This is a genomic window from Pseudoxanthomonas sp. G3 (assembly GCF_057654715.1).
The window spans coordinates 895,664-919,118 of record NZ_CM172805.1; the positions used below are offsets into that span (position 1 = coordinate 895,664).

Here is a 23,455-nt window from a genome sequence, read left to right on the forward strand (position 1 = left end):
ATACATACCGCTACACACCGCGCCGTATGGTTAAATGCGGGCCATGAGCACACCCAACCCCGAAAGCAGCCCGTCGTCGCCCTCCCGCAATGCGCGCCTGAGCGCCGACGACTGGGCGCAGGCCGCTCTCGACCTGATCGCCGAGCAGGGGGTGTCGTCGGTCGCGGTGGAGCCCCTGGCCCGCCGGCTGGGGGTCACCAAGGGCAGCTTCTATTGGCACTTCCCGTCGCGCGATGCGCTGCTGCAGGCCGCGCTGGAACGCTGGGAAGCTGTCGAGCAGGAAAGCATCTTCGGAAGCCTGGAACAGGTGGCCGATCCGCGCGAGCGCCTGCGCGCGCTGTTCCAGCTGGTCGGCCACGAAGTGAAGCCGCACATCATCTACAGCGAGCTGCTGAAAGCGCTGGACCATCCGTCCGTGCAGCCCGTGATCGACCGCATCTCGCAGCGGCGCCTGGAGTATCTGGTGGCGATGTTCCGCCAAGCGGGCCTGCAGCGCACCGACGCCACGCACCGCGCGCGCCTGACCTACGCGGCCTACGTGGGCTTCCTGCAGCTGTCGCTGCAACTGCAGCAGCCGCGCATGACCTCGGAAGAATTCGAGACCTACCTCGAACACGTCATCTCGACGTTGATCCCGACCTGACGTCCGCGCGCGGTTATTCAGGCAACCCCGGGAACAATCCCCAGAACGCGGTCGCCACGACGCAGCTGCAGGCCAACGCCTGCAGGGGTGCGCGTGATGCGCAGTGCGGCCGCATGACGCTGAGTGCGACACGACCTGTGAAGACAAGGGCGGTCGCCGCGCCCAGGATCGGCAGCTCGATCAGGTTCGAGAGCGACTTGTCGCGTCCGTCGGCGAAGATCAGCCCGACCCAGACGAGGTAGGGCGCGAGCAATTGCAGTGCGTCGCCGACCTGCAAGCGCACGTGCCGGGAGACGATGGCCCAAGGCAGCGCACCGACGACCAGCGCAGGAATCGCGAACAACGCGTACAGCGCCAGCATGTCAGTCATGGGATGTCCTCACGCCGGCCCCATCGCCCGCTGCCGCATGCCACCGCGCCATTCCCGTTGCTCGCGCACATGCCCGCTGCGTTCCAGCCAGCGGAAGATCGCGCGCACGGTGACGACGGGATAGTCGCCGGAGAGGCGGGTGCCGACGGAATGGTCGGTGAAGTCGGTGTTCGCTGAGAAAAGGCCGCCCAACACGCGCTTGGAATACGCGATGTGCACGGTGTCGGGCACGAAGCCGTCGCCGCGGGCGTAGGCGTAGGCGCTGCGGCGATCGTAGAGGCCATGGTCAGCCAACGCGGCCGCCATCACTTCCACGATCCAGGCGGTGGAGTTCTGGTAGTCCTCGCTGCCCGGGCGGGCGATCAGGTTGTAGCGCGGGTGGTGCAGGCTGTGGCGCGGCATCTGTTGCAGGCGCGTGGCGAGCCGCTCGGCGACCTCGGGCGTGAACCACACGATGCGCAGGTCCTGGTTCACCAGGTCGTCGGCGAAGAAGTTCACCAGCCCCTGCGCATACACGCCTGAGCGATCGCTGCCGCATTCGTTGAGCAGGTGCACCACCGTCCAGCGTCCGTGCGCATGGTCGCGCACGGCGAAGCCCGCGTGGCTGTAGACCAGGCCCTGCTTGGAGAGATCGGTACCGACACGGGCGAGCAGGGCGACCGGCGCATCCACCTCGTCCAGCTGTTGCGCCGCCAGCAGCGCGGTGCGCGCCGCCTCGGCCACCTTGTGCGGCGGCATCTCCATCTGCTTGCAGGCATCGCCCGCGCGTGCCATCCCTGGCAGCGCGAGGACGAAGACGAAGAGGAATGAGGCGAACGCGCGCATCACGCGATCACCCGCCGTAGCGATGGCTGTGGATGTGCGGGCGCGCGGCATCGTTGGCGATGAAGCACAGCGCTTCGCCGGCCGCGCTGAGGATCCAGCCCGTGGCCATCACGGTGACGCTGATCGCCGTGCCCACCGCGATGCCCAAGCGACGGATCGCTTCCGCGCTCAGGTAGACCACGAACGAGGCGCCCGCCACCGCGCCCGCCGCGGCGACGGACACTGTCACCGCCACGCTGCCGGCCACCACCGCCACGCCGGTGACCACGGCCGAGGCGCCATGGCCGAGTGCGTGGATCACCGCCACCGGCACTTCGATGGAGGCCTCCAGGCTGGCCTGCGACATCCGGCTGGCGCCGTCGGATTGCGGTGCGGCCTGGGCGGGAAGGGCCAGGCCGCCGGACAGGGCGGTGGCCAAGGCAAGGGTCAGCGAGCGGGCGATCAGGCGGGTCATGCGGGAACCTCCGGGGTACCGCAGCCTTGCCGCGCCCGGCGTGCCGGTTCAACCGGCATAGACGAGGTAAGCTCCCGCGCAACACCCGGTATAGGAATGCGCTACCGATGGCCGTCTCGGTCGACCTGATCGATGCCTTGAAGCGTTGCCTGCGCGCGCAGGCGATGACCTACCGCGAACTCGCCGCCCGCATCCGCATGAGCGAGGCGGCGGTGAAGCGCATGTTCTCGCGCCGGGCGATGAGCCTGCAGCGACTGGAGCAGATCTGCGAGGTGCTCGACGTGGGCCTGGCCGAACTCAGTGCCGAGGCCTCGCGCGGGCGCAAGGCGATGGCGCTGTTGAGCGAGGCGCAGGAACAGGCGCTGGTCGATGAGCCCACGTTGCTCCTGGCGCTGTTCCTGACCCTCAACCGCTGGCGTCAGGAGGACGTGCTGGGGCATTTCGGTTTCACGCCGGCGCAGTGGACCGGACTGCTGGTGAAGCTGGACCGGCTGGGCATCATAGAGCTGATGCCGGGCAACCGCGGCCGCGCGCTGACGGCGCGCAACTTCCGCTGGCGCGCGGATGGCCCGATGGAACGCTACTTCCGCCATACGCTGCTGACCGACTACTTCGCCGACGCCTTCGACGGCGAACAGGACGCGCTGCTGCTGCTCAGCGGCAGCCTGAGCATCGACGGCGTCAGGCAACTGCGTCAGCGGCTGGAGGAAGTCGCGCGCGAGTTCGACGCGCTACTCGCCCGCGACGCCACGCTCCCGGCGGAAGACCGGGTCGGCGTCAGCTTGGTGCTGGCGCAGAAGCCGTGGCTGCTCCAACTGTTCAATCCCTATCGACGCTCGCGGGAAGGGTAGCCGCCGGGACGGAGATCGGGCTCGGAATGTCATCGATGGGGCTCGGAAAGCCATCGATGGCCCTTTTTGCTCCATCGATCGCCCTCTGAGCCTCGTCGATGGCACGTTGAGCTCCATCTGGACGGCCCTTGGAGCCGCATCGATCGCTCTCCGTGCTCTATCGATGGCCCCCGAAGCTATGTTCTCAGCGCCCTAGGCCTTGTGTGGCGGGTTTTCTCTGGCGCTAGTGAGACGGATCATCCTTGTTCCCCTCCCGGATGACCGCCCGTCGACGTTCTCCTCGTCTGGAGGACAAGACATTGGTATCATTTTGGTCTCACTTTTCGAGGGTGTGGCATGAACGCAGCGGTCGATGTTTTCAAACGCAACGAATTTCCGGGCAGTTCGCTGGATGCGTTGAACGCCTGGGTTGCCGAGGTCGCCGCGCTCACCCAACCCGACCACATCCACTGGTGCGACGGCAGCGATGCGGAGAACGCGCTGCTGACCAAGCAGATGCTGGCCGACGGCACCCTGCTGCCGCTGAACCCGGAAACCCACCCGCACAGCTGGCTGCATCGGTCCAGCCCGAACGACGTGGCGCGCGTGGAGCACCTGACCTTCGTCTGCACCGCTCAGCAGGAAGACGCCGGCCCCAACAACCATTGGATGGCCCCGGCCGAGGCGCACGCGAAGATGGATGCGCTGTTCGCCGGCTGCATGCGCGGGCGCACGCTGTACGTGATCCCCTACTGCATGGGTCCGATCGACTCGCCGCTCTCGCGCTGCGGCGTGGAGATCACCGATTCGCCGTACGTGGTCGCCAACATGCGCATCATGACCCGCATGGGCGCCGCGGCCCTGGCGCGCATCGAACGCGAAGGCACGTTCGTGAAGGGCCTGCATTCCACCGGCGAACTCGACCCGGACCGCCGCTTCATCATGCATTTCCCCGACGAGCTGACCATCAAGAGCTTCGGCTCCGGTTACGGCGGCAACGCGCTGCTGGGCAAGAAGTGCCATGCGCTGCGCATCGCCTCGCACCAGGCGCGCCATGAAGGCTGGCTGGCCGAGCACATGCTGATCGTCGGCATCGAGAACCCGCAGGGCGAGACTCATTACATCGCCGCCGCGTTCCCGTCGGCGTGCGGCAAGACCAACCTGGCCATGCTGATCCCGCCGGAAGGCTACCGCCAGGCCGGCTGGAAGGTGTGGACGGTCGGCGACGACATCTGCTGGATGCGCCCGGGCGCCGACGGCCGCCTGTACGCGATCAATCCGGAAGCCGGTTTCTTCGGCGTGGCGCCGGGCACCTCGGACAGCTCCAATCCGAATGCGCTGGCCACCATCAGCCACCACACCATCTTCACTAACGTTGCCGTCACCGACGACCAGGAACCGTGGTGGGAAGGGCTGGACACGCGCACGCCCGCGCTGGACTGGCAGGGCCGTAAGTTCGATCCGGCCAACGGTCCGGCCGCGCACCCCAACTCGCGCTTCACCGTGTCCGCGCGTCAGTGCCCGAGCTACTCGGCCAAGGCCGAAGACCCGCAGGGCGTGCCGATCAGCGCCATCGTCTTCGGCGGCCGTCGCGCCTCGCTGGTGCCGCTGGTGTTCGAAGCGCGCGACTGGACGCATGGCGTGCTGGTCGGCGCGGCGATGGGGTCGGAAACCACCGCGGCCGCGACCGGCGCGGTCGGCGTGATGCGCCGCGACCCGATGGCGATGAAGCCGTTCTGCGGCTACAACTTCGCCGACTACTTCGCGCACTGGCTGTCGTTCGACCAGGCTGGCGCGAAGCTGCCGAAGATCTTCCACGTGAACTGGTTCCGCAAGGGCGGCGACGGTAAATTCCTGTGGCCCGGCTTCGGCGAGAACCTGCGCGTGCTGGAGTGGATGATCCAGCGCGTTGAAGGCACCGCCGACGCAGTCGAAACCCCGATCGGCTACCTGCCGCGTGCCGAGGACCTGAACCTCGACGGCGTGGCGCTGAGCGATGAAGCCCACGAGCGGCTGTTCGGCTTCGAACGCGCCGGCTGGCAGGCCGAATTCGCCAGCATCGGCGAGTACCTCGAGGAATTCGGTGCTCGTACCCCGCAGGCGCTGAAGGACGAACAGCAACGCATCGCGGCCCGCCTGGCGCCCTGATTCCCCGCCTCGCGCATTCGCTTTCCTGCGCTGCCCCGCGCGCGTCCCGGACGCCGCGGGGCTTTTTTTGTCCACGCGCCGCGTGCACGCGGTCTGGGATAATGCCCCGGTTCGCTCCCAGCCCAGGCCGACATGACCCAGACCCTCCGCATCGCGATGGCGCAGTTCGATTTCCCGGTCGGCGCAGTGGCGCAGAACAGCGAAAGCATCCGCCGCATGATCGCCGAAGCACGCGACGAATACGGGGCCGACGTGGTGCTGTTCCCCGAGTTGGCGGTCAGCGGCTATCCGCCGGAAGACCTGCTGCTGCGCCCGCGCTTCCTCGCCGATTGCGAAACCGCGCTGACCGAGATCGCCGCCACCACGCATGGCATCGTTGCCGTGGTCGGGTGGCCGCAGAGTGCGGGCAGCGTGGTCTACAACGCGGCCAGCGTGCTGCGCGATGGCGCCGTCGAGGCGACCTACCGCAAGCGCGAGCTGCCCAACTACGCGGTGTTCGACGAGCGCCGCTACTTCGACGTGAATCCGGATGGGGGCGCCTGCACGTTTGAAGTGAAGGGCGCGACGCTGGGCCTGGTGATCTGCGAAGACCTGTGGTTCCCCGAGCCGCTCGCCGATACCGCGGCAGCCGGCGCCGTGCTGACGCTGGTGCCGAACGCCTCACCGTTCGACCGTGACAAGCACGCCCAGCGCGATGCGCTGATCGCCGAGCGCACGCGCGAGACCGGCATGGCGCTGGCCTACCTCAACGTGGTGGGCGGGCAGGACGCGGTGGTGTTCGACGGTGCCTCGGTGGTCGCCGATGGCGATGCCACCGTGCATCCGGCGGCCGCGGCGTTCACCGACCAGTGGCTGGTGGTGGACTTCGACGTGGCCACGCGGAAGTTCCGCCCGGTGGTCTGGATGGACGACGGCGACGAGAGCCGCGATGCGCTGGCGTGGCGCGCCATCGTGCGCGGCATCCGCGACTACTGCGGCAAGAACGGTTTTTCGAAGGTGTGGCTGGGCCTGTCCGGCGGCATCGATTCGGCGATGGTGCTGGCGTTGGCGGTGGACGCGCTGGGCGCGGAGAACGTCACCGCCGTGCGCCTGCCGTCGCGTTACACGGCAGGCCTGTCCAACGACCTGGCCGCCGAGCAGTGCGCCGCCCTGGGCGTGAAGCTGGAAGCGATCTCGATCGAAGCACCGTTCAAGGGCTTCCTGGACGCGCTGGGCCCGGTCTTCGGCGACCGTCCGGCCGACACGACGGAAGAGAACCTGCAGTCACGCAGCCGCGGCGTGATCCTGATGGCGCTGAGCAACAAGTTCGGCGGCCTGCTGCTGACCACCGGCAACAAGAGCGAATACGCGGTGGGCTACGCCACCATCTACGGCGACATGTGCGGCGGCTATGCGCCGATCAAGGACCTGTACAAGACCGAAGTGTTCGCGCTGGCACGCTGGCGCAACACCGTGGGCGGTGCGCCGGTGATTCCGCCGGCGGTCATCGATCGCCCGCCGTCGGCCGAACTGCGCGAGAACCAGAAGGACCAGGATTCGCTGCCGCCGTATGACGTTCTGGACGCGATCCTGTTCCGCTACGTGGACCTGGAGCAGTCGCGCGACGAGATCGTCGCCGCCGGTTTCGATGCCGCCACCGTCGACCGCATGCTGCGGCTGGTGCGCATCAACGAGTGGAAGCGCCACCAGGCCGCGCCGGGACCGAAGGTCTCGCGCCGCGCGTTCGGCCGCGAGCGCCGCTACCCGATCACCAACCGCTACACGCTGTAGCGCGCATTGCGTCCGCGCGCAAAGAAAAAGGGCCTTGCGGCCCTTTTTCGTGACCGGCCGCGAGGCGGTCAGTCCTTGTTGCGCTGGTCCACGGTGTTGCTGGACTTCTCGCCGGCGAACGGGTTCAGGCGACGGATCATCCAGGGATACTTCGGGAAATCGCCCGTCAGCCACGGGTGTTGCGGGTCGTTCAGTTCCAGCACGCGACGGGCGTCGGCGGCCAGCGTCTCGTTGCCCAGGTGGGTGTAGGCCTCGGCCAGCACGGCGACGGCGTCATTCTGGTAAGCGCTCTGCGGGTAGGTTTCCAGCAGGTACTTGGCGCGGCTGGCGGCGGAGACCCACGCGTCGCGGCGCAGGTAGTAGATCGCCGTGTCCAGCTCATGCAGGGCGAACTGGTTGCGCAGTTCCACCATGCGGTTGCGCGCATCGGCCGCGTAGCGGCTGTTCGGGTAGCGCTCGGCGACGCTGTTGAAGTCGCTGTAGCCCTGCATGGGCGTGGCCAGGTCGCGGCGGCTGGCGTCCAGGCGCCAGACCTTCTGCAGGAACACCGTGTCGCGGTTGGAGTTGGCCAACCCGCGCAGGTAGTACATGTAGGGGATGTTGCGGTGGGTCGGGTAGGTGCGGATGAAGCGGTCGATGGTGGTGACGGCGTCGTCGAGCTTGCCGGCCTTGTACTCGGCGTAGGCCGTTTCCATCAGCGCCTGCTCGGTGTACGGGCCATACGGGTACTGCGCGATCAACTGGCGGAAGCGGGTCACGCCGCGGTCCCAGTTGTTCACCTGCATGGCCTGGTGAGCCTCCTGGTACATGACCTCGACCGGCTGGTTCTCGGGCGCTTCCTTCTTCTTGAAGATCTTGCCGCAGCCGGTCCCGGTGAAGGCAATCACCACCGCCAGCAGGGCGAGGCGGGCGGACGCAGAGAGGCGGGCGGAGCGGGGAAGGGCACGCTGGGTCATGGGCTGGCGGCAGGCCGCGGCAGGGAAACAGGCCGTCGATGATAGCCTAGGCGCCGCCCTCGCCATGAACATTCGGCCAATAGGACCGAGGCCGAGGCCTCCCTGGACGCCTTCCGCATGACCGATACCGACTCCCCCGATACCCCCCGCGAAGCCATCGTGCCCGCCAACGCGGCCGGCCGGCGCTTTGACGCCGTGCTCGCCGAGCTCTTTCCCGAGTTCTCCCGCTCGCGCCTGTCCGAATGGATCAAGTCCGGCGACGCGCGCCTCAACGGCGAGCAGGTCCGGCCCCGCGACCCCGTGCGCGGCGGCGAGACCGCCAGCCTGGACGTGGTCCTGGACACCCAGACCCATGCCGAGCCGGAGGACATCCCGCTGGACATCCTGTACGAGGACGAACACGTCTTCGTGCTGGACAAGCCGGCCGGTCTGGTCGTGCACCCCGGCGCCGGCAATCCGACCGGCACGCTGGTCAATGCGCTGCTGTTCCGCGACCCGTCGCTGTCGGCGCTGCCGCGCGCGGGCATCGTGCACCGCCTGGACAAGGACACCTCCGGCGTCATGGTGGTGGCGCGCACATTGCCCGCGCACACCTCGCTGGTGGCCCAGCTGGCTTCGCGCGACGTGCACCGGCAGTACCTCGCCGTGGTGGTCGGGGCGATGGTCTCCGGCGGCACCGCCGACGCTCCGATCGACCGCCACCCGCGTGATCGCCTGAAGATGGCGGTGCGCGAGGACGGGCGCGACGCCGTGACGCACTACCGCCTGCGCGAACGCTTCCGTGCGCACACCGCGCTGGAGTGCCGCCTGGAGACGGGGCGCACGCATCAGATCCGCGTGCACATGGCGCACATCAAGTACCCGATCGTCGGCGACCCGCTGTACGGCGGCCCCCTGCGCCTGCCCAAGGGCGCCAGCGATGACCTCGTCGCGGTGCTGCGCAGCTTCCGCCGACAGGCCCTGCATGCGGAAACGCTGGAATTCGCCCACCCCGTCAGCGGCGAGCCCGTGCGGGTCACCGCGCCGGTGCCGGCCGACATGGTCGCGCTGCTGGCGGCGCTGCGCGCGGATACCCAGGCGCAGCGCAAGTGAACCGTGCGCCTGTCGTGCCGGCCAGCTGGCCCGCACCGGTGGGCGTGCACGCCTTCACCACGCTGCGCCATGGCGCGGGCGTGTCGCAGGCGCCGTTCGACGCGTTCAACCTGGGCAACAAGTACGCGGCCGATGGCGATGATCCGGCCGTGGTGGCGCGCAACCGCGCGCAGCTGGCCGAGCTGGCCGGCCTGCCGTCCGCGCCGCACTGGCTGAAGCAGGTGCATGGCATCGACGTGCTGCGCGTGGAAGCGCCGGCCGATCCCGATGCCTCGGAACCGGTCGCCGATGCGCTGGTGACGTCGGTGCCCGGCGTCGTGCTGGCCATCCTCACCGCGGACTGCCTGCCGGTGGTATTCGCGGCGAAGGACGGCAGCGAAATTGCCGCCGCGCATGCCGGTTGGCCAGGCCTGTCCAAGGGCATGCTGGAAGCGACGCTGGCGGCGATGCGCACGCTCGCGACCGACGTGATCGCATGGATCGGCCCAGCCGCTGGGCCGCAGCGCTATGAAGTCGGCGAGAACGTCTTCGATGCCTTCGTCGCGCAGGATGCGGGCGCGGCCGCGGCCTTCGCGACGACGCGTCCGGGTCACTGGCTGGCCGACCTGCCCGCGCTCGCGCGCCGCCGCCTCGTGGCGCATGGCATCCGTGCAGACGACATCCATGGCGGCGATCTCTGCACGATCAGCGAGCCCGACCGTTTCTTTTCCCACCGCCGCGACGGCCGCAGCGGCCGCATCGCCACGCTGGCGTGGATGCAGCCGTAGGCCCGCTGTTCGCCGTGCTGCTGGGGCCGGCGTTCGCCACGCTGCCGGGTCCGGTGCGCGCGCTGCATGTCGCGCAGGGCCGGCGCCGTTACGCGGGCGAAGTCGATGTCGAACGCGGGCCGGGCCTGCTGTCGCGGCTGTTCGCCGTCGCCACGCACCTGCCGCCGGCCGGATCGGGCCCGCTGTGCGTGGAGATCGAGGCCTCGCCGCAGCAGGAAGGCTGGACCCGTTTCATCGGCGGCCGCGCCATGCCCTCACGACTGTGGCGCGACGGTGATGTGCTGAGCGAACAACTGGGCCTGGCGACGTTCGGCTTCCGGTTGGACGTCGCGGATGATGCGATCGCCTGGCGCGTGGCGTGGGTCCGCGTGTTCGGCGTGTCGCTGCCGTCGCGCTGGTTCACCGGCGTTGGCGCGCGCGAGTCTGCGGACGGCGAGCGCTACGCGTTCGATGTGTGGGCTTCGTTGCCGCTCGCCGGGCGACTGGTGCATTACCGGGGGTGGCTCGATGTGCGCGACGAGTGAATGGCCATCCTTCTCCCCGCACGCGGGGAGAAGGTGCCCGGAGGGCGGATGAGGGGCGCTTCTCGTTGCCGGCATAAGGAGCGCGCGTCGATGCATCGCGCGTTGCACCCGTGCGGTGGCGACATGGGGCGCAGGCTCCGTTCGCCCCTCACCCGCCGTTGGCACCCTCTCCCCGCATGCGGGGAGAGGGCCATCATCCTGTTTGACGGAGACGTTGCGTGACGACAGACGATCCATCCAGCCCGCAGGCGCCGGTCATCGTCTTCGATGGCATCTGCGTGCTGTGCAACGGGTGGGTGCGCTTCCTGCTGAAGCACGATCGCGTGGGTCGCTATCGTTTCGCGGCGATGCAGTCGGATGCCGGTCGTGCGTTACTCGCAGGACATGGCCTGGATCCGGACGATCCGGCGTCCTTCCTGCTGGTCGAGGGCGAGCGTGCGTGGGCGGATAGCGATGCGATCCGTCGCGTGCTGACGGGCCTCGGTGGCATGTGGCGGCTCGCTGGTGTGATCGCGGTGGTGCCGCGTTGCGTGCGCAATCCGCTCTACCGCTGGATGGCACGCAACCGATACGCGTGGTTTGGGACAACCGCATGCCACATGCCGACGGACGAAGAGCGGGCACGCTTCCTGTAGGAGCGACGTGAGTCGCGACCGTGTCGTTTACCGTCCACGCGCGTTGCGATGTCTTCGCCCAGCACAAAGGCGGTTTCCGCAGGGGTGCCATCCAGGCGCGTGGCGACGCGTTCTTCATGCTGGGCGGGAAAGCGGTGCCCCCGTGGTTCACCGTCCACGCGCATTGCGACGTCTTCGCTCAGCGCCAAGTCGCAAAGCGGTTTCCACATGGTTTGCCACCCGGGCGCGTGGCGACGCGTTCTTCATGCTGGGCTGGAAAGCGGTGCCCCCGTGGTTCACCGTCCACGCGCATTGCGACGTCTTCGCTCAGCGCCAAGTCGCAAAGCGGTTTCCGCGTGGTTCGCCATCCGGGCGCGTGGCGACGCGTTCTTCTTCCTGCAGGCCGCCTGTTTCTTGCTGCGCGGTCTGACCGTCCGGGCGCCGGCGCGCAGCTGGCCAGCCAGCCGCCGCGTGCGACGGTGGCCCGTCCGTTCCCGTGACGCGGCGCCCGTCCGATCAGTAGGTGGCCGCCTCCGCTACGGAAGCGGCGCGACGTAGGGGTGTCAGAACGTGTAGCGCACCCGGGTGTAGTAGTACGCGCCGTTGCTGCCGATGGGCGACAGCACGTCGTAGGGCAGGTTGCCGAAGTAGTAGATGTCCTCGTTCGACAGGTCCGGGTACTCGTCGGTCAGGTTCAGGCCGCCGACGGCCACGCTCCACTTCGGCGAGAAGCGGTACTCGACTTCCGCGTCCAGCTGCCACTCGGCACCGTAGGTCTGTTCGGGCTCGAAACCGCCGCCGAAGTTGAACACGCGCTTGGCGCTGCCGTGGCGGCTCACGCGACCCAGCAGCGACCATCGGGTGGTGTCCCAGGTGGCGGTGAAGGTGCCGCGCGTGCGCGGTGCGGCGTCGGTCAGCGTATTGCTCTCTTCCACGCCGAACAGGACATAGCTCGGATCGATGGCGAGCAGTTCGGCCGGGGTGGCCGCGATGTTCTTCAGCTCGGTCTTGGCGTAGCTGTACGCGCCGGTCAACAGCAGGTTGCCGTCGCCCAGCGCCTGCCGCCAGTTGGCCACCAGTTCGGCGCCTTCGGTGCGGGTGTCGGCGGCGTTGATGAAGAAGTTGGCGCTCTGCACGCCGGGCACGCCAAAGTTGTCCAGCACGAAGTCGGTCAGCGCGTCGCCGCTGATGCGCTCGGTAAGCGCCACGCGGTCGTCGATGTCGATGCGGAACACGTCCAGCGACACATCGAAGTGCTCACCGATGCGGCTGGTAAAGCCGACACTGAGGTTCAGCGACTTTTCCGGATCCAGGTCCTGCGCGCCCAGCGCACGGGCGATGGGGTTGTTGACCGACAGCAGGCGGCCCTGGGTCAGTTGGCCGGACGCGTCATAGCCGGTGGATGTGGATTCGAAGCCGATCTGGCTCAGCGACGGCGCGCGGAAGTTGTTCGACACCGAGCCGCGCAGGGCGAACGCGGGCGCGAATTCGTAGCGGGCGGCCAGCTTGCCGGTCAGCTCGCCGCCGAAGTCGTCGTAGTGCTCGTAGCGCGCGGCGATGTCGGTGGTGAACTTCTCGCCCCACTGGCTGCTGAGGCTGGCGTAGACGCTGGACACGTCGCGGTCGAGGTCGGCGGTGTCCTGCGGCGTCAGCCCGCCGCCGGCCTGCGAGCCGGTCGGGCGGTCGGTGTAGGGGCCGGCCGCGTACGAGGCAGGATCGCCGGCGCCGGTCTCGAAAGTCTCGTGGCGGAGTTCCACGCCGGTGGCGAACGTATGCGCGCCGAACACGCGGCTTACGTCGACGTTCAACAGGGTCTGGCCGGACTCGTAATCGCCGGTCTTGAAGCGCGTCGGGCTGGTCGGGCCCAGTGAGGCGTTGAGCGAGTTGCGCAGGCGGTAGGTGAATTCATTGCGGCCGTGGTTGAGGCTGGCGTCGTAATCCCAGTTGCCCCATTGCCCGCGCACGCCCGCCACGCCGGCCAGGTCCAGGTTGTCGCCTTCGGAGATCGGGCGGTAGCCGTTCGGGTAGACCTCCTTCCAGTTGGCTACGCCATCCGGGTAGCGGAAGTAGTTGGCGCCTTCGGTATCGCTCTGGTGGTAGGTGCCGAAGGCGTACAGCTCGGCCGATTCGCCCAGCGGCACGGCCGCGTTGAGCCATGCGTTGAGGTCGCGCGAGCTGCCGTCGCCCAGCACGTAGTTGCGCTGGCCGGCCAAGGCCAGGTTGTCGGGTGTCTGCTCCTCGAAGAACGGGATCTGGTCAAAGCCGGCACGGTTGGTCGCTTCGCGCTGCTTGTACTCCAGGCCGACGCGGAAGAAGCCGCCGTCGCCGATGCGGTCGCCGACCTGGGCGCTGAAGAAGCCGGTCTGGCCGTCGGTGACGGTCTGGTCGATCGGCTCCACCTTGGTGTGGTGCGCGCCGTAACTGGCTTCGAAGGCGCCGCCTTCCGGCGCGTCGTTGAGGATCACGTTGATGACACCGGCCACGGCATCGGAACCGTACTGGGCGCCGGCGCCGTCGCGCAGCACTTCGATGCGCTTGATCGCGCTGACCGGAATGGCGTTGAAATCCACCGGCGTGTTGCCCTTGCCGATCTTGCTGTCGGTGTTGACCAGCGCGCTGGTGTGGCGGCGCTTGCCGTTGACCAGCACCAGCACCTGGTTGGGGCTCAGGCCGCGCAGCTGCGCCGCGCGAATATGGTCGGCGCCGCCGGAGTTGGACTGGCGCGGGAAGTTCAGCGAGGGCAGCAGCGCCTGCAGTGCGCTGCCGAGTTCGCCGTTGAGCACGCCGGCCTTGCGGATGTCCTCCGCGGTCAGCACGTCGATGGGCGAGGTGGACTCCAGCGCGGTGCGGTCAGTGGCGCGGGTGCCGGTGACGATCACCGCATCCAGATCGGTGGCGCCCTCGGCCGGGGCCTGCTGGGCGAAAGCGGGCAGGGCGAGCGCAAAGGCGATGGCAGCGCCGAGCGGCGCTACGGTCAGGCGGGACATGGGAACTCCTGGGGGCTGGCTTACGGGAAGAGGTGCGGACGACGGATGCGCTCAGCGGCAACGACAGCCGCAGCCGCCGGTCCCGTGAGGGGAGAGACCAGGAGGGACGCGGGCGGCTACGGGTCGTGCGGTCGGCATCGGGACAGGAGGTGTCGTGTGGGTCGTCATCCCCGGTCTGTGTGGACGCCGGGGTGACGAAACCTTACACCGCCGGTTCCGCCGGATGACCGCTACGTGCCATGGCGGGAAACCATGTCGTCATTCCCAGCGGTTATTTCGATGCGCGATGATGTCCATCGACAGTACGCGTCCCCCGCAGGAGTTCCCCATGCTGTTGAGAAGCCTTGTCCTCGCCGCGTCGCTGGCCCTGTCCGGCTGCGCCAGCCTCGGCGCCGCGGATGCGCCGGCGTCCACCACCGCTTCGCTTCAGGGCGACGCCGCGCGACCGGCGCAGGCGGCCGGCTGGGTACGCAGCGAACTGTATTTCGGCGTGGGTGAGGAGACCGGTCCCGCGGACCGTCCGCAGGCCGAGCCGATCAGCGAAGCGGCCTGGCGTGCCTTCCTCGACAAGGAAGTGACCGCGCGCTTCCCCGACGGCCTGACCGTCTTCGATGCCTATGGCCAGTGGCTGTTCCGCGGCGCGAAGGAACCCAATCGGCTGAAGACCAAGGTGCTGGTGGTGCTGCATGAGGACACCCCGCAGCGCCGAGCCGACATCGAGGCGATCCGCCTGGCGTGGAAGCAGGCCACCGGCCACCAATCGGTGCTGTGGTCGCGGCACGCGGTCGACGTATCCTTTTGACGCAGGAGTGAGGGGAGAGGAGTGAGGAGTGAGCGGAAAGCCGCGCGCTCGCCATGCCTCGCCCTTGCTCACTCCTCACTCCTCACTCCTCCCCACTCATTCCTCGCCCTCTCCCCATGACTTCCCAGACCCGCAGCGGCAAGTGGCTCGTCCCCGGCGACCTCAACGGTTTCTTCGGCCTCGTGGTGGACAACCTGTCCATCCTCGGCTTCATCGCCGCCGCGCTGATCGGCATTTTCCAGTTCCCGGCCGAGGTGGTGTTCACCCGCATGTTCCCGGGCACCGCGCTGGGCGTGCTGGTCGGCAACCTGATCTATACGTGGATGGCGCACCGGCTGGCGGCGAAGACCGGGCGCGACGACGTTACCGCGATGCCGCTCGGCCTGGATGCGCCGACCAGCATCGGCATGGCGCTGCTGGTGCTGGGCCCGGCGTTCGTCGGCTTCAAGCAGGCGGGCCTGGACGAACAGGCGGCGGCCACCGCCACCTGGCAGCTCGGCATGGCCTCGCTGGTGGTGATGGGCGCGCTGAAGCTGGTGCTGTCGTTCTTCGGCGATGCGGTCACGCGTGCCGTGCCGCGCGCTGGCCTGCTGGGCTCGATCGGCGGCGCCGCCCTGACGCTGCTAGGCTTCCTGCCGCTGATCGAAACGCTGCGTCAGCCGATCGTCGGGTTCGTCACCTTCGGCCTGCTGCTGTATGTGCTGGTGGCGAAGGGCAAGCTGCCGGTGAAGATCCCCGGCGTGCTGCTGGCCTTCATCGTGGGTACGGCGCTGTATTACGGGCTCGGTTTCGCCGGCCTGGGCGCACCGGGCTTCAAAGTGCCCGACGCGGTGCCGCTGGCCTTCACCCTGCCGCTGCCCACACTGGCTTGGCTGGAGGGGCTGGCCTATACCGTGCCCTACCTGCCGCTGCTGTTGCCGTTCGGCCTGCTGATGGTGGTGGGTGGCATCAACGTCAGCGAAAGCGCGCGCGCGGCCGGCGACGACTACCGCACGCGCGACGTGTTGCTGGCCGAAGCGGTGTCCACGCTGGTCGCCGGCTTCTGCGGCGGCGTGGCGCAGACCACGCCCTACATCGGCCAGCCCGCGTACAAGCACATGGGCGCGCGCAAGGGCTATACGCTGCTGACCGGCCTCTTCATTGGCCTGGGCGGCGTGCTCGGCTATGTGTCCGGGCTCGTGCAGTGGCTGCCGGTCGCGGTGCTGGCGCCGATCATCGTCTACGTGGGCCTGGACATCACCGTGCAAGCCTTCACCGAAACGCCGCGCAAGCACGCCATCGCCGTGGCGCTGGGCTTCCTGCCGTCGGTTGCGTACCTGCTGACGATCAAGTTCGGCAACCCGGCGTGGATCGCACCAGACCGTTTCGCCGCCTTGTACGAAGGCGTGGACGGGCACGGGCTGCCGGACCTGGCCACGATCGTCACCCTGGGCAACGGCTTCATCATCACCGCGATGATCTGGACCACCACACTGGTGGCGATGATCGACGGGCGCAACGGCCGTGCCGTCGTCGCGCTGCTCGTCGGCGCGGTGCTGACGCTGTTCGGCATCATCCATTCGGTGGATCCGCGCGGTGGCATCTACCTGCCGTGGGACGTCGAAGGCCTGCGCGCGACGATCCTGTGGCAGTTTGCCGGCGCCTACGCCGCGCTGGCGGTGCTGCTGGGCCTGCTGTCGCTGCAGAAGCAGGGGTCTGCTCCGGCCGAGGGACCGACCGGCGGTTGAAGCCGGGTCTCAGTGGGCCTTGAAACACCGGCGCTTAACCGCATCTGGGTAGCATCGGCTGGCGTTCGCCGGCCCCGACTTCCTAGAGGTTCTCCCGATGCGGATGGACAAACTGACCTCGCGTTTCCAGCAGGCGCTGGCCGACGCGCAGTCGCTGGCCGTGGGCCGCGACCACACCATGATCGAACCGGTGCACGTGCTCACCGCCCTGCTGGAGCAGCAGGGCGGCAGCACGCGGCCGTTGCTGGCGCAGGCCGGCGTCAACGTGCCCGTGCTGCGCGAGCGGCTGGGCGAGGCGCTGGACAAGCTGCCGAAGGTCACCGGCCAGGCCGGCCAGCTGTCGATCGGCAACGATCTGTCGCGCCTGCTCAACGTGACCGACAAGCTGGCGCAGGATGCCGGCGATACCTACATCGCCAGCGAGTGGTTCCTGCTGGCTGCGCTGGACGACAGCGGGGCTGCAGGGCAGGAACTGAAAGCCAGTGGGGCCGACAAGCAGAAACTGCGCGCTGCCATCGAAAGGCTGCGGGGAGGAGAGAAGGTGCAATCCGAGAACGCCGAAGACCAGCGTCAGGCGCTGGAGAAGTACACCATCGACCTGACCGCGCGCGCCGAGTCCGGCAAACTGGATCCGGTGATCGGTCGCGACGAAGAGATCCGCCGCACCATCCAGGTCCTGCAGCGCCGTACCAAGAACAATCCGGTGCTGATCGGTGAGCCCGGCGTGGGCAAGACCGCCATCGTCGAAGGCCTGGCCCAGCGCATCGTCAACGGCGAAGTGCCCGAGGGTCTGCGCGGCAAGCGCGTGCTGTCGCTGGACATGGGCGCGCTGATCGCCGGTGCGAAGTTCCGTGGCGAATTCGAGGAGCGCCTGAAGAGCGTGCTCAACGACTTGGCCAAGAACGAAGGCCAGATCATCCTCTTCATCGATGAGTTGCACACCATGGTCGGCGCCGGCAAGGCCGAGGGTTCGATGGACGCCGGCAACATGCTCAAGCCCGCGCTGGCACGCGGCGAACTGCACTGTATCGGCGCGACCACGCTGGACGAGTACCGCAAGTACGTCGAGAAGGACGCCGCGCTGGAGCGCCGCTTCCAGAAGGTGTTCGTCGGCGAGCCCAGCGTGGAGGACACCATCGCCATCCTGCGCGGGCTGAAGGAGAAGTACGCCGTGCACCACGGCGTGGAGATCACCGACCCCGCCATCGTCGCCGCCGCGACGCTGAGCCATCGCTATATCGCCGACCGCCAGTTGCCGGACAAGGCCATCGACCTGATGGATGAGGCCGCCAGCCGCATCCGTATGGAGATCGACTCCAAGCCGGAAGAGATGGACCGGATGGAGCGTCGGTTGATCCAGCTCAAGATCCAGCGCGAGGCGCTGAAGAAGGAGAAGGACGCGCAGTCGAAGCAGCGCCTGGCCGATCTCGAGACCGAGATCGAATCGCTGCAGCGCGAGTTCAACGACCTGGAAGAGATCTGGAAGGCCGAGAAGGCCACGCTGACCGGTGCGACGAAGATCAAGGAGCAGATCGAGCGCGTGAAGCTGGAGCTGGAAGCCGCGCAGCGCAAGCAGGACTACGCGCGCATGAGCGAGCTGCAGTACGGCCAGTTGCCCGAGCTGGAGAAGCAGCTGTCCGCTGCGCAGGAGGCCGAGCAGAAGGGCTTTCGCTTGCTGCAGGACAAGGTCACCGACGAGGAGATCGCCGAGGTCGTCAGCCGCTGGACCGGTATCCCGGTCAGCAAGATGCTGGAAGGCGAGCGCGAGAAGCTGCTGCAGATGGAGCAGTCGCTGCGCGGGCGCGTGATCGGCCAGGAAGAGGCGATCAAGGTCGTGTCCGACGCGGTGCGCCGTTCGCGTGCTGGCATTTCCGATCCGGACCGTCCGAGCGGCTCGTTCCTGTTCCTCGGCCCGACCGGCGTCGGCAAGACCGAGCTGTGCAAGGCGCTGGCGGAGTTCCTATTCGACAGCAGCGATGCGATGGTGCGCATCGACATGAGCGAGTTCATGGAGAAGCACGCGGTCAGCCGGCTGGTCGGCGCGCCCCCGGGCTACGTGGGCTACGAGGAAGGCGGCTACCTGACCGAGGCCGTGCGTCGTCGCCCGTACAGCGTGATCCTGCTGGACGAAGTGGAGAAGGCGCACCCGGACGTGTTCAACATCCTGCTGCAGGTGCTGGACGACGGGCGCCTGACCGACGGCCAGGGCCGCACGGTGGACTTCCGCAACACGGTCATCGTGATGACGTCCAACCTCGGTTCCAGCCTGATCCAGGACATGTCCGAGGGTGATGGATCGGCGGACACGCCCGAGCGCTACACGCAAATGAAGGCCGCGGTGATGGGCGTGGTGCAGGCGCACTTCCGTCCCGAGTTCATCAACCGGCTGGACGACATCGTCGTGTTCCATCCGCTGGACAAGGCGCAGATCCGCGAGATCGCCCGCATCCAGACCCGCTACCTGGCCAAGCGTTTGGCCGAGCGCCAGATCGTGCTCGAGCTCGACGATTCGGCGCTGACGCTGCTGGGCAATGTCGGGTTCGACCCGGTGTACGGCGCGCGGCCACTGAAGCGCGCGATCCAGGCGCAGCTGGAGAATCCGCTGGCGCAGAAGATCCTGTCCGGCGAATTCGGCACCGGTGACACGGTGCGCGTACATGCCGCGGGCGGCCACCTGCAGTTCGACCGCGCGCCGCGCTGAGGCCGCGGTCATGGGCGGACCGACGAACGGTCCGCCCCTATGTTGGGTAATGCGTGAAGGTGCTGCGTCGCGCCCCAGCACTCGCCGCTGCGTGGTGTTCCGTGTCAGGATGCACGGCGCCGGGGGAAGGCACACACGGGATCCGCAAGCATGGGCGACCTCGCCGACAGCCACGCGCGTGGCCCGGGCATCAGCACGAAAGTGGTGTTGCTCGGCGGCCTGTGTTTGGTGCTGCAGCAAGTGCCCGTCAGTTACCGCATCGATTTCTTCGGCCAATTGGCCGATGCCTCGCTGATCCACCTCCATGCCGGCCTGCTGCTGGCGATCGCTATGCTCGAGCGAGACCGCCGCGTGGTGGCCGGGTGCTTCCTGCTGACGTTCGCCGGATGGACGGTCCGCCAGCTTTACTTCGATGCCTGGCAACCCAGCGTGGTCCTGGCATGGGGAGCGGCGAGCTACCTCTTCACCTTCGGCTGGAGCCTGCTCAGCGCGCACTGGATGGGCTGGCCGCGGGCGGAAGGCCAGCGTGTGCAGCGCCGCGACCTGCTCCGTTTCGCCGCCTTCGGCCTGCTGCTGTATCCGCTGGTGCTCGCGCTGGTGGGGTTCAGCATCGCCACCGTGTCCACGTCGACGGCGGCGGTCAGCACCGTCTTCCAGATGTTCTTCGCCAAGCAGTTCGGGGTGGCGGTGGTGACCCTGCCGCTGGTCGTCGCGTGGCGTGAACGAGGCTACCCGGCCCCACGGATGGATACGGGCTCGCACTGGCTGTGGCCGGTCGCGCTCGGCGTCGGGCTGGCGGCCAGCGTGTGGGCCGCGGTGCGGGTGCGCCGCGCTTTCGACACCGGCGCGGCGTCGCCGGATCTCGTGTTGATGGATTACCGCTTCGCCCTGCTGCTGGTGCTCGGCTGGGGCATGCTGCGCCTCTCTTCGCGTTGGGCGATGGCGGCGCTGTCGCTGACGCTGCTGTCGCTCGTCGGCATGGTGGCCGGTACGGCCGAATACGCGAACAGCGCGGTGGGTTTCTTCAACCTGCTGCACATCACGCTGGAAGTGAACATCCTGCTGCTGGCGATGATGTACCTGTGGCTGACCCACCGCGACCGCCACGAACTGGCCGAACGCCTCTCGGCGGAAACCCTGCGCGACCAGATCACCGGCCTGCCGAACCTCAAGGCGCTGCGTGAGCGCGTGACCCAGCCGTTGTCGCGTACCGAGCTGGGCTATCTGCTGCTCGACCAGACCGACACGCTGGTGGCGGGCTTCGGCCTGGACACGCAGGCGCAGGCGATGAACGCGGCGGCGCGCCGATTGGAAGACCTGGTCGAAACCTATTACGTCGGTACCGGCCAGTTCGCCCTGCTGCCCAAGCCCGGTGGCGATCCCGACCTGTGGGAGCGGGTGGTCGCGCGCGTGGAGCACGCGGAGATCGACGTCGGCGGCCAACCGATCCGACTGCTGCCGTATCTGGGCGTGGCCGCGTTCAACGGCACCCGCGCCAGCGTGATCGATGCGGCCGTGGTGACGGCCTCGCACCTGGCCTTCGAGGCGCGCCACCACGGCGAACTGCGGCCGCGCTACAACGACGCCGGCGATACCCAAGTCAGGCGAACGCACCGCCGGCAACTGCATGACGCCACGGAGGCGCTGGCCAGCCTGCGCAACGAGCGCGTGGCGCTCTACTTCCAGACCATCCGCGACCTCACCCCCGCACCCGGTGTCGACCCGCATGCATTGAGCGGCGAGGTGCTCTGCCGGCTGCTGGACGAGCGAGGAGAGATCATGTCCCCGGCGCGGTTCATGGCGCCGCTGGAAGCCGCGGGCCGCGGCGCGGAGCTCGATCTGGCGGTAGTGCGCGCGCTGTTCCGGCTGTTGCGCAAGTCGCCGGCCGCGCTGCCGCACTGCCGGGAGATCGCGATCAACCTCACCGGCCAGAGCTTGGCGTCGATGAGCTTCCAGGTGGAACTGCGCACGCTGCTCGCCGGTTCGCCGCTGCCGATGAGCGCCCTCTGTTTCGAAGTCACCGAGACCGCCGCCATCTCCAACACCGCCGCGGCCAGCCACCTGCTGGCGGACCTGCGCGCGTTGGGGTGCCGGATCGCCATCGACGATTTCGGCACCGGCATGCAGAGCTTCGCGCGCCTGCGCGAACTGCCGGTGGACGTCATCAAGATCGATGGCTCGTTCGTGCGCAACGTCGCGCAGCTCGGCAAGGACTATGCGGTGGTGCAGGCCTCGGTCGCGGTGGCCAAGGCCTTCGGTGCGGTGACGGTCGCCGAGTTCGTCGAAAACGAGGACACCGAATACTGCCTGCGCCGGCTGGGCGTGCAGCGCGTGCAGGGCTATCTGTATGGCGCACCGCGTCCGCTGGCCGAAGTGCTGGCCGAGACCGTCACCGAAGCCACGCCGGGCGAGTGAGCCGCAAGCTCAGCCGGCCGTCCGCTGCGGGCGGTAGGGTGGGGTGGCCATCACCATCTCGGCCAGCGAGAAGGCCAGTTCGCGTTCGGCCAGCACCGCACCGTCCGCGCCATGCTCGAGCAGGTGCCTCACTTCACCCTCGCTGTGCGCACGGGCCAGCAGCGTCAAAGAGGGATTGATCGCGCGTAGTTTCGCCAGCGCCTCGCCGGCTTCCAGCGGCTGGGGGATCGCCAGCACGGCGATCTTCGCGCGCTCGGGATGCGCTTCGGCGAGGACGCGGTCTGCGGCCGCGCTGCCGCGGATCGCCGGGATCCCGGCATCGTGCGCGCGGGCCACGTGGTCGCCGTTGTCGTCGATGACGATCAGCGGCACGCCGCGGTCGCGCAGCACGCGCGCCAGTTCGCTGCCCACCCGCCCGTAGCCGATGATGATGGCGTGACCGGTCACGTCCAGCGAGGGGCCCGGCGGCGCCTCCGGTTGGGCAGCCACGGGTGCGAGCGCCTCCTGCTTCTTCTGCCAGCGGTCCAGCCAGGAGAACAGGAATGGGTTGGCGATGATCGACAGCAGCGAGCCGGCCAGGATCAGGTCGCGGCCGTCCGGCGGCAGGATCTTCAGCGACACGCCCAGCGCGGCGAGGATGAAGGAGAACTCGCCGATCTGCGCCAGGCTGACCGAGATGGTGAGTGCCGTACCGGTAGGGTGCTTGAACGCGCGCACGATGAAGAACGCGGCCAGCGACTTGCCGACGACGATGATGCCGAACGTGGCCAGCACCTGCCACGGATGCGCCACGAGGATGGCGGGGTTGAACAGCATGCCCACCGAGACGAAGAACAGCACCGCGAACGCATCGCGCAGCGGCAGCGAATCGTTGGCGGCCTTGTGGCTCAGTTCCGATTCGTTGAGCAGCATGCCGGCGAAGAACGCGCCCAGCGCGAACGACACGCCGAACAGCGTGGCGGAGCCGAACGCCACGCCCAGCGCGATCGCCAGCACCGACAGCGTGAACAGTTCGCGCGAGCCGGTGGCCGCGATTTTCTCCAGCGTCCACGGGATCACCCGCCGCCCGACCAGCAGCATGAACGCGACGAAGGCGCCGAGCTTGAAGAGGGTCCAGGCGATCGCCACCACGAAACGCCCGAAGGTCGCTTCCTCACCGCCTGTCTCGGGACCGAAGGTGGACGCCAGCACCGGCAGCATCACCAGCGCCAGCACCATTACCAGGTCCTCGACGATCAGCCAGCCCACGGCGATCCGGCCGCGCTTCGTCTCCAGCAGGCGACGCTCTTCCATCGAGCGCAACAGCACCACGGTGCTGGCCACCGACAGGGCCAGGCCGAACACGAAACCGTTGAGCGGTGTCCAGCCCATGCCCCAGGCCAGCGCCCAGCCCAGGCCGGTCGCGACGACGATCTGCGCGATGGCGCCGGGGATGGCGATCGCCTTGACCTCCAGCAGATCTTCCAGCGAGAAGTGCAGGCCCACGCCGAACATCAGCAGCATCACGCCCAGTTCCGACAGCTGGTTGGCCAGCGCCTGGTCGGCCACGAAGCCGGGGGTGAACGGGCCGACGAAGATGCCTGCGATGAGGTAACCGACCAGCGGGGAGAAGCGCAGCTTGTGCGCGAGCGCGCCCAGCACGAAAGCCAGGGCGAGCCCTACCGCGATGATGTTGATCAGGTCGGCGTCATGGTGCATCGAATGGCGGAGTTCCTCGGCGTGATCGGTCGAGTGTCGCCGATGCGCACGCATGGCCGCAAACCGGTGACGCGCTTCGCCGCTCCATCACGCCTTCGCGCCCGCCCGAACGAAACGCCCCGCGCGGGGCGG

18 protein-coding genes are annotated in these 23,455 nt (G+C 68.3%); 12 read left to right on the plus strand and 6 right to left on the minus strand.

Annotated elements, in window-relative coordinates:
- The first annotated feature begins 43 nt into the window (after positions 1–43).
- Positions 44–643 (plus strand): TetR/AcrR family transcriptional regulator, encoded by a 600-nt coding sequence (locus AC23D6_RS04050; RefSeq protein ID WP_487751544.1) that lies wholly within the window; start codon positions 44–46, stop codon positions 641–643.
- A 13-nt stretch (positions 644–656) separates the two neighbouring features.
- Here the strand turns inward: AC23D6_RS04050 and AC23D6_RS04055 are convergent, their stop codons facing one another.
- Genes AC23D6_RS04055 through AC23D6_RS04065 form a run of 3 tightly spaced genes read right to left on the minus strand, consistent with a single transcriptional unit; the run spans position 657 to position 2,292 of the window.
- A complete protein-coding gene (locus AC23D6_RS04055; protein ID WP_487751545.1) occupies positions 657–1,013 on the minus strand; it encodes a hypothetical protein in 357 nt (118 codons plus the stop codon).
- Between the two features lie 9 nt (positions 1,014–1,022).
- Positions 1,023–1,838 (minus strand): DUF2145 domain-containing protein, encoded by an 816-nt coding sequence (locus AC23D6_RS04060; RefSeq protein ID WP_487751546.1) that lies wholly within the window; start codon positions 1,836–1,838, stop codon positions 1,023–1,025.
- A 7-nt stretch (positions 1,839–1,845) separates the two neighbouring features.
- Positions 1,846–2,292, minus strand: coding sequence for a hypothetical protein (locus AC23D6_RS04065; protein ID WP_487751547.1), 447 nt, complete (start codon positions 2,290–2,292; stop codon positions 1,846–1,848).
- A 107-nt stretch (positions 2,293–2,399) separates the two neighbouring features.
- On the opposite strand from AC23D6_RS04065, the gene AC23D6_RS04070 reads away from it, so the two are divergent.
- The 3 genes from AC23D6_RS04070 (at position 2,400) to AC23D6_RS04080 (ending at position 7,040) form a co-directional block, all read left to right on the plus strand.
- Positions 2,400–3,143 (plus strand): helix-turn-helix domain-containing protein, encoded by a 744-nt coding sequence (locus tag AC23D6_RS04070; RefSeq protein WP_487751548.1) that lies wholly within the window; start codon positions 2,400–2,402, stop codon positions 3,141–3,143.
- A 336-nt stretch (positions 3,144–3,479) separates the two neighbouring features.
- The gene (locus AC23D6_RS04075; RefSeq protein WP_487751549.1) at positions 3,480–5,270 is read left to right on the plus strand and encodes a phosphoenolpyruvate carboxykinase (GTP); all 1,791 of its coding nucleotides are present in this window, start codon (positions 3,480–3,482) and stop codon (positions 5,268–5,270) included.
- Between the two features lie 132 nt (positions 5,271–5,402).
- On the plus strand, positions 5,403–7,040 hold the full coding sequence (locus AC23D6_RS04080) for an NAD+ synthase (RefSeq protein WP_487751550.1): 1,638 nt from the start codon (positions 5,403–5,405) through the stop codon (positions 7,038–7,040).
- A 68-nt stretch (positions 7,041–7,108) separates the two neighbouring features.
- Here AC23D6_RS04080 and AC23D6_RS04085 read toward each other — a convergent pair whose 3' ends face one another.
- On the minus strand, positions 7,109–7,996 hold the full coding sequence (locus AC23D6_RS04085; protein WP_487751551.1) for an outer membrane protein assembly factor BamD: 888 nt from the start codon (positions 7,994–7,996) through the stop codon (positions 7,109–7,111).
- 117 nt (positions 7,997–8,113) lie between these two features.
- On the opposite strand from AC23D6_RS04085, the gene rluD reads away from it, so the two are divergent.
- The 4 genes from rluD (at position 8,114) to AC23D6_RS04105 (ending at position 11,014) form a co-directional block, all read left to right on the plus strand.
- The gene (rluD, locus tag AC23D6_RS04090; RefSeq protein WP_487751552.1) at positions 8,114–9,088 is read left to right on the plus strand and encodes a 23S rRNA pseudouridine(1911/1915/1917) synthase RluD; all 975 of its coding nucleotides are present in this window, start codon (positions 8,114–8,116) and stop codon (positions 9,086–9,088) included.
- Positions 9,085–9,855 carry a peptidoglycan editing factor PgeF gene (pgeF, locus tag AC23D6_RS04095; protein WP_487751553.1) on the plus strand — a complete coding sequence of 257 codons (771 nt, stop codon included), beginning with the start codon at positions 9,085–9,087 and terminating at the stop codon, positions 9,853–9,855. The genes rluD and pgeF overlap by 4 nt, the downstream gene beginning before the upstream one ends.
- The gene (locus AC23D6_RS04100; protein ID WP_487751554.1) at positions 9,840–10,379 is read left to right on the plus strand and encodes a DUF4166 domain-containing protein; all 540 of its coding nucleotides are present in this window, start codon (positions 9,840–9,842) and stop codon (positions 10,377–10,379) included. Before pgeF ends, AC23D6_RS04100 begins: the two co-directional genes overlap by 16 nt.
- Before the next feature lie 218 nt (positions 10,380–10,597).
- Positions 10,598–11,014: a thiol-disulfide oxidoreductase DCC family protein gene (locus AC23D6_RS04105; protein WP_487751555.1), complete on the plus strand. Its 417-nt coding sequence runs from the start codon at positions 10,598–10,600 to the stop codon at positions 11,012–11,014.
- A 542-nt stretch (positions 11,015–11,556) separates the two neighbouring features.
- Here AC23D6_RS04105 and AC23D6_RS04110 read toward each other — a convergent pair.
- Positions 11,557–13,980: a TonB-dependent receptor plug domain-containing protein gene (locus tag AC23D6_RS04110; RefSeq protein WP_487751556.1), complete on the minus strand. Its 2,424-nt coding sequence runs from the start codon at positions 13,978–13,980 to the stop codon at positions 11,557–11,559.
- Between the two features lie 328 nt (positions 13,981–14,308).
- On the opposite strand from AC23D6_RS04110, the gene AC23D6_RS04115 reads away from it, so the two are divergent.
- The 4 genes from AC23D6_RS04115 (at position 14,309) to AC23D6_RS04130 (ending at position 21,625) form a co-directional block, all read left to right on the plus strand.
- Entirely contained in the window at positions 14,309–14,782 is a 474-nt protein-coding gene (locus tag AC23D6_RS04115) for a DUF3574 domain-containing protein (protein WP_487751557.1), read from the plus strand.
- Positions 14,783–14,898: 116 nt separating this feature from the next.
- Positions 14,899–16,509 carry a SulP family inorganic anion transporter gene (locus AC23D6_RS04120; RefSeq protein ID WP_487751558.1) on the plus strand — a complete coding sequence of 537 codons (1,611 nt, stop codon included), beginning with the start codon at positions 14,899–14,901 and terminating at the stop codon, positions 16,507–16,509.
- A 97-nt stretch (positions 16,510–16,606) separates the two neighbouring features.
- Positions 16,607–19,210 carry an ATP-dependent chaperone ClpB gene (gene clpB, locus AC23D6_RS04125; protein WP_487751559.1) on the plus strand — a complete coding sequence of 868 codons (2,604 nt, stop codon included), beginning with the start codon at positions 16,607–16,609 and terminating at the stop codon, positions 19,208–19,210.
- Positions 19,211–19,360: 150 nt separating this feature from the next.
- Positions 19,361–21,625, plus strand: a complete 2,265-nt coding sequence (locus AC23D6_RS04130; RefSeq protein ID WP_487751560.1) for an EAL domain-containing protein — start codon at positions 19,361–19,363, stop codon at positions 21,623–21,625.
- A 9-nt stretch (positions 21,626–21,634) separates the two neighbouring features.
- Here the strand turns inward: AC23D6_RS04130 and ybaL are convergent, their stop codons facing one another.
- Positions 21,635–23,323 (minus strand): YbaL family putative K(+) efflux transporter, encoded by a 1,689-nt coding sequence (gene ybaL / locus AC23D6_RS04135; RefSeq protein WP_487751561.1) that lies wholly within the window; start codon positions 23,321–23,323, stop codon positions 21,635–21,637.
- Positions 23,324–23,455: the final 132 nt, after the last annotated feature.